At 38.4% G+C, this 8365-nt stretch carries 7 protein-coding genes; 3 read left to right on the forward strand and 4 right to left on the reverse strand.

All coding sequences use genetic code 11. The features are described 5' to 3' along the window. Positions 1 to 288: 288 nt before the first annotated feature. Entirely contained in the window at positions 289 to 1878 is a 1590-nt protein-coding gene (locus tag LD39_RS12485; RefSeq protein WP_052158850.1) for a M4 family metallopeptidase, read from the reverse strand. Positions 1879 to 2104: 226 nt separating this feature from the next. Here LD39_RS12485 and LD39_RS12490 point away from each other — a divergent pair, with 226 nt between their 5' ends. From LD39_RS12490 to LD39_RS12495, 3 genes are all read left to right on the forward strand, one after another. After that, positions 2105 to 3385, forward strand: a complete 1281-nt coding sequence (locus LD39_RS12490) for a helix-turn-helix transcriptional regulator (protein WP_231572573.1) — start codon at positions 2105 to 2107, stop codon at positions 3383 to 3385. After that, positions 3382 to 3510: a hypothetical protein gene (locus LD39_RS23805; RefSeq protein WP_255349887.1), complete on the forward strand. Its 129-nt coding sequence runs from the start codon at positions 3382 to 3384 to the stop codon at positions 3508 to 3510. Before LD39_RS12490 ends, LD39_RS23805 begins: the two co-directional genes overlap by 4 nt. A 115-nt stretch (positions 3511 to 3625) precedes the next feature. Beyond that, a complete protein-coding gene (locus LD39_RS12495) occupies positions 3626 to 4282 on the forward strand; it encodes a DUF429 domain-containing protein (RefSeq protein WP_035547117.1) in 657 nt (218 codons plus the stop codon). Between the two features lie 37 nt (positions 4283 to 4319). On the opposite strand, the gene LD39_RS12500 is transcribed toward LD39_RS12495, so the two are convergent. The 3 genes from LD39_RS12500 to LD39_RS12510 all read right to left on the reverse strand — a co-directional run bounded on the left by LD39_RS12500 (position 4320) and on the right by LD39_RS12510 (position 8020). Then, complete coding sequence (locus tag LD39_RS12500) at positions 4320 to 5726, reverse strand: rhodanese-like domain-containing protein (RefSeq protein WP_035547120.1); 1407 nt, start codon at positions 5724 to 5726, stop codon at positions 4320 to 4322. A gap of 155 nt (positions 5727 to 5881) precedes the next feature. Continuing rightward, a complete protein-coding gene (locus LD39_RS12505; RefSeq protein ID WP_035547122.1) occupies positions 5882 to 6394 on the reverse strand; it encodes a hypothetical protein in 513 nt (170 codons plus the stop codon). Between the two features lie 63 nt (positions 6395 to 6457). Next, positions 6458 to 8020, reverse strand: a complete 1563-nt coding sequence (locus tag LD39_RS12510; RefSeq protein WP_052158851.1) for a diguanylate cyclase domain-containing protein — start codon at positions 8018 to 8020, stop codon at positions 6458 to 6460. Positions 8021 to 8365: the final 345 nt, after the last annotated feature.

Consider the following 8365-nt stretch of genomic DNA (forward strand, 5'->3'; position numbering starts at 1 on the left):
CAAGCGCCTGACTTAGTTATTCAATGAATGTTCAACTAAGTTCGGCACGTCCTGTGCCAACGTTGAACTGACCCTCTTCCTGAGGGACCCGACAAGCATAAGACAAGCGATGTAGTGGATGGCTTTTTATCCACGTAATCGCTTGTCTTATGACCTCGAGGGGCTAGGCGCAGGAGCTAGATGTAGACTCACACCGCAAAAAGTTAACCACACCTATATATTTATAGTTTCCTAGATAGTAAAAAAGAGGTGGAACATAACGTCCCACCTCTTTACAATCGATTATTATTAATAAACTCCTACGTTATTCCACGCTTGGGAAACCGCACTTGCAGCAGAAGAACCATAAAGATCCTGGGCTGCCTGCTCTAATGCTTGTTTAGCATTTGAGAAATTACTATTCGGTGTTAGATATAACGTCAACGCACGATAGTAAATTTGCTGAGATTGTGATTTACCTAGACTATTGATCGTATAATAAGCCGCTTTGTTAGGAATTCCACTGTTTGTGTGAACTCCACCCCAGTCTCCAGCCTCCGTGTTCGGGAGGTTTTGATATTCATTCATGTGATCAGGCTGATTATAAGCATTTGGATTAGACATGGAACGAAGCGCATCCCCAGGTTGTCCAGGCGTGTACACATCTTCACCCATTAACCAATCTTCAGAATCAATGAAATAACCGAAAACATCCGAGAATGATTCGTTGAGTGCTCCAGATTGATTTTCATAAACGAGTCCTGCAGTCGTGTCCGTTACAGCGTGAGTTAATTCATGTCCAACAATATCATCGCCACCAGAAAGATATGTGAACGTTGAACCATCTCCATCGCCATAGATCATTTGGTTTCCAGTCCATGCCGCGTTATTGTAATTAGAACCATAATGAACCGTTGAGCGGATATCAGCTCCCTGACCATCATAGCTCACACGACCAAAGTTATCATAATAAAAATCAAAAACTTCACCTGCATAATAATGAGCGTCTACAGCTGCTTTTTGACGTTCACTATAGAATGTATTTCCTGAATCCGTCACATAATATCCAGGGAGACTGCTGTATTGGCCACCGTAGTTATCAAATGTTTCAATAACACCGTTCATCGGTTTTGTGGTATCAAATAGATAGTAAGTACTGTTGTAGTAATAAGTATTTAGTGATTTAGTATCGCCCAACACCCCTGTTCCAGTACCTGTTGCTTCCTCTACCACGTTTGCAGATTTAATTACATCACCGTTCTCTGCATTAATGTATAACTGGTAGTTTGCTGGATAAGGTTCAGCAAATTGAAGTTCAACATGATACGCCAGCGTATAATCTCCATTTTCTTCTTGATAAACCACTAAAGCGGAGTTTTCAGTCAGGGTATTGAAATCTTCTCCCAATTCACTCTTCTGAACTTTATCGGCTTGGCTTCTGTCCACACCAATATGATCCCATGCAAGATCTATTGCATCATTCTTATTAAGTTTTTTAAGTTGTTTAACTTTTTCAGGCGCATCTTCATGAAATTCACCATTCACTGCCGCTACATGTCCTTCTTTATCCGTATGTACGACAACCTTAGAATTAGCAATGGGTACATTTCCAACAACACGTTGATAAGTATAGTGCGTCATACCTAAATCATCTTTTTCAGATTTTACTAGTTTCAAATCCTTAGCAGGTTTTAAATTAAACTGCTCTTCATTTTCTTTGAAGAAGTTCTGCACCGCTTTGTTTGAAAGTACCTTCTTAGACGATATGTTCTTCTTAACAAACTGTGACACTTCAGGTTTACTCTTTTGGTCTGAACCCACTTCGGCATGAGCTAACGTCCCGCCAGACACCAGGCTCGTACCTAATACAAATGTGGCCATAACAGACTTCCAATTCATCGAATCCCTCCTAATTTTTGTGACGCAACCCAAATATATCATAATTTTCTAACTATGAATCTGTGAAAGTTGCTAGGTAAAACACCCCCTAAAGCCAACAATTTAACACGACTTGGGAAACCTCTGTTTATAGTTGAAAATTCCTAATCGAACATGTATTCTAAATATAGATTTGAAAGAGCCACACTCTGACAAATCAACAGTTGATCAACTAGGTGTGTGTAAAATGGAATATGGTAAAGTGCTTCGATTTCATCGAGTCAAACAAGGTTTAACCCAAAACCAGTTGGCTGATGGGATCATCTCGCCAGCGTATCTTTCTAAGATTGAGAATGATCAAACCGTTCCAGCGTTCGAGGTACTAGAGTTGCTTTACGAACGTCTTGGGCTTGATTTTCATGATTCTTCGTACAATCATCCGTCAAAGGAAAAATTGAAGGAATGGTATGAAGCAATTGTTTTCAAGCAAGCGGATGATGCTCAACGGCTGAAGGAAGAACTTCTTCAACAGAAAGAGACCCTGGATAACCATCATTTGTATATTTTCTTCGAATTATTTCGAATACGTCACCTTCTATTAGAAAATGAGATAGATGGGGCTTATGAAGCATGGGGAAATATCCGTCAACATAAAGATACTTTTGATGAAGAGATGGAGTTCTATTTCCATTTAGGCGCAGGTTTAGTAAAATACTACAAAGGTGATTTCGAAGAAGCTTTTCAAGAGTTGATGGAGGCTAAAAACTATAGTGCTTCTCTTAAGGTTGAAGAATGGGAATTGAGTGATCTATACTATCTGCTCTCCTTAAGTTCTAGTCAATCAAATTATATTTCCGCCTCAATCTACTACGCTGATCAAGCCTTGGTTATCTATCAGAAACACTATAACTTAATTAAAAGTGCAGATTGCCATATACTATTAGGCATTAATTATGCCAGGCTGAAAAATTATGGAAAAGCACTTGAAAATTATCATTTGGTGAGTAAAATCGCAACACAAACTAGGAATCACTACCAACTGGGTGTTATCTATCACAATATTGGTGTTATAGAATCCAGAAGAGGTCAATATGATACTGCTCTTATGAACTACAAGAGAAGTTTACCCTATCGAAGAGAGACTGCTTCGGACTATGAAATTTTTGAAACAATCCATTGTTTAGTTTTAGAAAATTATAAACTAAAAGAGTTCGAGGAATGCATGTATTGGATTGATGAAGGTTTTAAACATTTGAATTCTTCACCTTTGGATACATCATCACAAGAAGTCCATTTGAATATATATCAAATGCTCATCCAAGATAATTCGACTCTTTCAGAATACCTTGCAAATGAGGCTATCCCTCTTTTCCAACAATCTAAACAACATCGCTTTGTTATCCGTTATTCAGTTATTATATCTGATTTACTGGAAGCAGAGAGAAGCTACAAGAAATCAACAAAATACTTAAGGTTAGCAATTGAATTGTTAAATAAATATTCTCATATAGGAGGGACAGTAATATGAAGAAATTTATTGGCTTCATTGCAGTAGTTGGAGTTTTACTTTCACTATCAGTTAATAGCGCTCCAATTGATACAGCTATGGATGAAACTCATCCTAGGCCATTATCGTTTGAACTTGATGTTTAATTTTAATTTAGTGTGTAATTAGCACCTCCCCTAATCCTATACCTATACAAACTTTTGCCTCTACCCCAATGGTAGGGGTCTTTTTTCTTTCAACTTAAAAAATACGAGGTGGAACATGAACATTATTGGCATCGACCTTTCTGGACCTGCAAACCATAAAGACACAGTCATAGCTATCCTTAAAGAAGATCATCAAAAACTAAAGATTAACCACCTGGAAGCGGAAGTTTCTGATGAAAAAATCTTCTCCCTTATTGAGAGACAGCTGAGCAATAATGAAATACTTCATATAGGGATAGATGCCCCACTATCCTACCAGGATGGGGGCGGTGATCGTCCAGCTGACCGGTCTCTTCGTACTTTTGCAAAGTCATTGGGGATGAAGTCAGGATCCATTATGCCTCCCACCCTTACAAGAATGGTTTATCTGACAATGAGAGGCATCCATTTAGCCCACATGCTAAGGAATCATTTCGGAGACTATATCCAGCTTTTCGAAGTTCATCCAGGCATCGCATTAGCTTCTAGATTGCCACGTGATAGAAGATCAATGGCTCTTCACTATAAAAAAGATAAAGAGTACCGCTTTAAAGTGATGGAATGGCTTTTTCAACATTACCTTAGTCATTCACCTTTTCACGCCCCCTCTACTCACCATGTAGACGCTCTTCTTGCCGGAATAGCCACATGGCATGCAGCAAGTCCCGATAGGTCCCCTACTTGGCAAGTGGAAGCTCACTCACCACACCACCCGTTTCCTTTTATTTGTTAAAAAAAGCTCTGCTTCCAGTAGAAGCAGAGCTTTTCTCTTACGATTGTACAGGCTGTTTAATTTCCGACCATGCGGAATAACCACCTTCTAAATTAATAACATCTTTATAGCCATAAGCTTGCAGAACACTAGCTGCAATTGCGGATCGGCTTCCTGAATGACAATGGACTATAGGTGTTTTGTCTGAAGGGATTTCATTCAAACTGTCCTTCAGTTTTCCAAGCATAATATGCTGGACGTCTTCCATATGTCCTTCATCCCATTCCGTCTGGTTACGAACATCAACTACAATATAGTCTTCATGATCACGGTATTTAGCTTCTAATTCTTTCGGTGTAATACTTGGGTAAGTTTCTAATCCAGACTGAGATTCAACCTCGGTTGCAGATATATACCCTATAATTTGATCCAGTCCTATAGATTGTAAAGCTTTTTTAACTTCACTTACCTCTTCTGTTTTTGCGATAAGGACGATTTGTTCATCGTACTCCGCAATCCATCCTGCCCAATTAGCAAATGACTTATTGAAAGGAATGTTGATCGTACCTTCAAGGTGTCCATTGGAGAATGCTTCAGCATCTCTTGTATCAATAATAATCGTTTGATCATTACTGTATTCATCAACTTTTGATATAGATATGCTCTTCACTTCGGTATCGTCTAATAGAGCGGGACCCTCTTTATTCAACTTTTTCATCATTGCAAAATATTTCGGAGGTTCGGGCTGACCACTTAACAATTCTTCGCTAAACGAATCTTCTCTATCATGCTGAAGTGCCCAGTTATTCTCTTTCTCATAACCCACAGTAGTTACAGGTACAGCGCCCAATGATTTACCACAGGCACTACCCGCACCATGGCCTGGCCAAACTTGAACATAATCAGGTAACTCTTTGAACTTTTCAATGGATTGGAACATTTGCTTAGCTCCCGTTGACGCTGTTCCCGCTGCACCTGCAGCTTTTTCAAGTAAATCAGGTCTGCCTACATCGCCTACGAACACAAAGTCTCCGGTGAATATCCCCATGGGAACGCTGGAACCGCCTCCTTCATCAGTTAACACGAAGGAAATACTTTCTGGAGTATGGCCAGGTGTATGCATCACATCCAGACGAACTTTTCCAACATAGAAATGATCTTTGTCTTTTAACAACTGATGATCAAGTTCATTGATATATTGGTATTTCCAGTCTTCCTCCCCTTCATTAGAGAGAAATAGAGTTACTTCTCCACTATTCGCTAATTCGCGTGCTCCGGAAAGAAAGTCTGCATGAATATGCGTTTCAGCGGCTTTTGTAATCGTAAACCCTTCTTTTTCAGCCGTTTCAAAATAAGGAGTAAGGTCACGAGCTGGATCAATAATAAGCGCTTCTCCTGTTTTTTGACAACCAACCATGTACGACATTTGAGCTAAATTTTCATCAAAAAATGATTTAAAGAACATAAATATACCCTCCAAATTAGAAGTTATTCTAATTATAATATACCCGAATGGGTATATACAAAACATTCGATTTAAACATTTAACTTTTTCTGCTCTGACTTTTGTATTCCCTTCTTCTTAACAAATAATTAAAAAAAGCAGCACGTTTTCACGCGCTACTCTTCTTCTTGAAAATATTTAATGAAGGTGTTGTACGGACTATGGTGTTTTAACGGCAGGAAAATAAAATCTTTATTATTGCCTTTGTTCAATTTAACTGCATCGATCTCTTCATAGCTAAGTCCCTCTGTTTTACTTTCAATCTCAAATTTAATTTCATTCATCATCCCTAGGATTTGTCTGCTTTTAGTTTTTGTATAAACGATCTGATCAGCCGCCTCAAGCATTTTATTTATTACACTTTCTTCTATATCTAACAGTTGAAGCAGTTGATTTAACGAACCTTTAATGACATCGTCAAGGTTCTCAAACTGTTGTTTCCGAAGACCGAGTAAAGTTAAATTAAGGCAAGTGTGATTATTCATCAGAACTAAACACTTCCGACGATTAATCGTAATTATATTTGCATGCCACTGATAAATCTCAGGTACATTCTGATAATCTTCTACATCAGCAAGCGGCTTACTGATTTCATTTTGCAATTTTTTTGTAGCTCCAACAACGAACAAGAGCATTCACCTCGTCTAATTAATGTCTCTCTATTGTAACAGTTTAGTGGACAGGAAACGAATTCAATAGTTCTGAATGTAATAGCTGTTCCTTCCTGAATTTTTCACCTCATACATGGCCTTGTCTGCATGGTTAAGCAACGCATCATAATCACGTCCGTGGTAAGGAGAAACACTCATACCAACACTGGCACGCACGGGTACATAAAGGCTGCCTTTTTGGAAGGGATGACTTTCTAACCCATCCCAAACCAGGCGAGCATAAGAATTCGCTTCCTCATAACTTTTAATAGATGGGATATATATAATGAATTCATCACCTCCCAGTCTCGCTGCTACCCCTTGAGATGATACTATTTCTTTTAATAACTTGGCAGTGTGTTGTAAGAACTCATCTCCGATCTGGTGACCATATTGGTCATTTACATATTTGAAATGGTCCAAATCTATAAGTACAATTCCAAATTGACTTTTTTCAGCTGTTTCACCCAAAACTTGTTCTATTTTTTCTTTAAAATATCTTCGATTCGAGAGTTGAGTCAAAGGATCATGATATGCCAGGAAGCGAATTTTCTCATCATTTAGTTTATCTAATGTAATGTCACGGATAATCAGCATATAGTGCGGAATTTGATCGATGACGACATAATCTCCATTGACCTCTACAACTTTATTTTCAGTATGCAAATCCAACTGAAGCTCCATCTTTTCCATACTCCGCTCTAAGCGAAGACTGGTATAAAAAACCGCTTTCCACTCTTTCAAATTTTCTTTTTGAATGAATTCATGAAAAACAAAATTAGTATTGTTTGACACCTTCAATAAACTTTTCGCACTAGGGTTTGCTTCCTTGATTCTCCCTTGCTCATCGAGCAATAAAATCATTAACGGGTTTATATTAAACAACTTTTCAAAACGTTGGTATGGGGAGCTTAAAAAATCATATTTTATCATGGATCGCCGGAGAAATATCCCCCAAATGATCCCTCCATAAATATAAGGGTGGGGCGGTAAAGATGAATCAAAGTTAATAAAACCAAACACCACAGTCCATCCCCATACTAATACGACAGCCCTTATGAGCAATCTTAATACACTGATTTGCGCATTAGAGATGGCATATCTTTTTGCTTTCCACAAAATGATTACGTACATGAATATAAATAAACATCCTACAAAAACGCTGGAGTAATAGGAAGTATTAAAAACTGGGACTTTCCAGAGCCCCTTTTGGACAAATTCCTGACTGTTAACGATGTTTTCACCGGAGAAAATGGTCAGAAAGACTAATATCGCAGGCAGATAAAAAATCCATGGATACAATCTGGCCGGCAATTTCTGATTTAGCTTTGTGACTTTAACTAAAAAGTGAAGGCCTAAAGAAGGAATCAATACCCCTACATTCCCGAACCAGTACGTCACTAGAATAGAGCTGTACTCTATTGGGACCATATGCCGTATATACTCTTCAATAAATAGCAGCACATAACTCAAAATAATTAAAGCACTTAATCGATGCTCAGTCTTTTGTCTGTTTCTCAGGAAGACGTCAATGGCCAAATAGAATAGAATAAAAGCAGGCAGGAGATAAGCAAACATAGGAATCAATACGACAGGTATGCTCAATGGGCTCACATCTTTCCTAAGAGATTCCGTGCTAGACCTAAAACTCCTAAAACTAGTACTAAAGTTTTATTATTACAGTGATTATAATCCCCTCGCCGCTTTTGAACAAGTTAAAATCTGTTTTTACAGTTATCCCCTCTCTCTTTCAAGGTTTTGTTAAGCTATTGATTTTTTATAAAAAATCTCTTATAGAAAAAACAAATGGGCTTTAGAAGTTATTCAACAAACGTGCAGGATTATGAAAGACTCAGTTTCGAGATGTTTCGGGGTTCGTTTTCTATATATTGGGGGTCAGGGGTGATTGGGAAGTTACTCGCTTTCCTGTGGGGGAGCGCCGAGCTTCCT

Source organism: Halobacillus sp. BBL2006 (genome assembly GCF_000786645.1).
In the GTDB taxonomy this organism is placed as follows: Bacteria; Bacillota; Bacilli; order Bacillales; family Halobacillaceae; genus Halobacillus.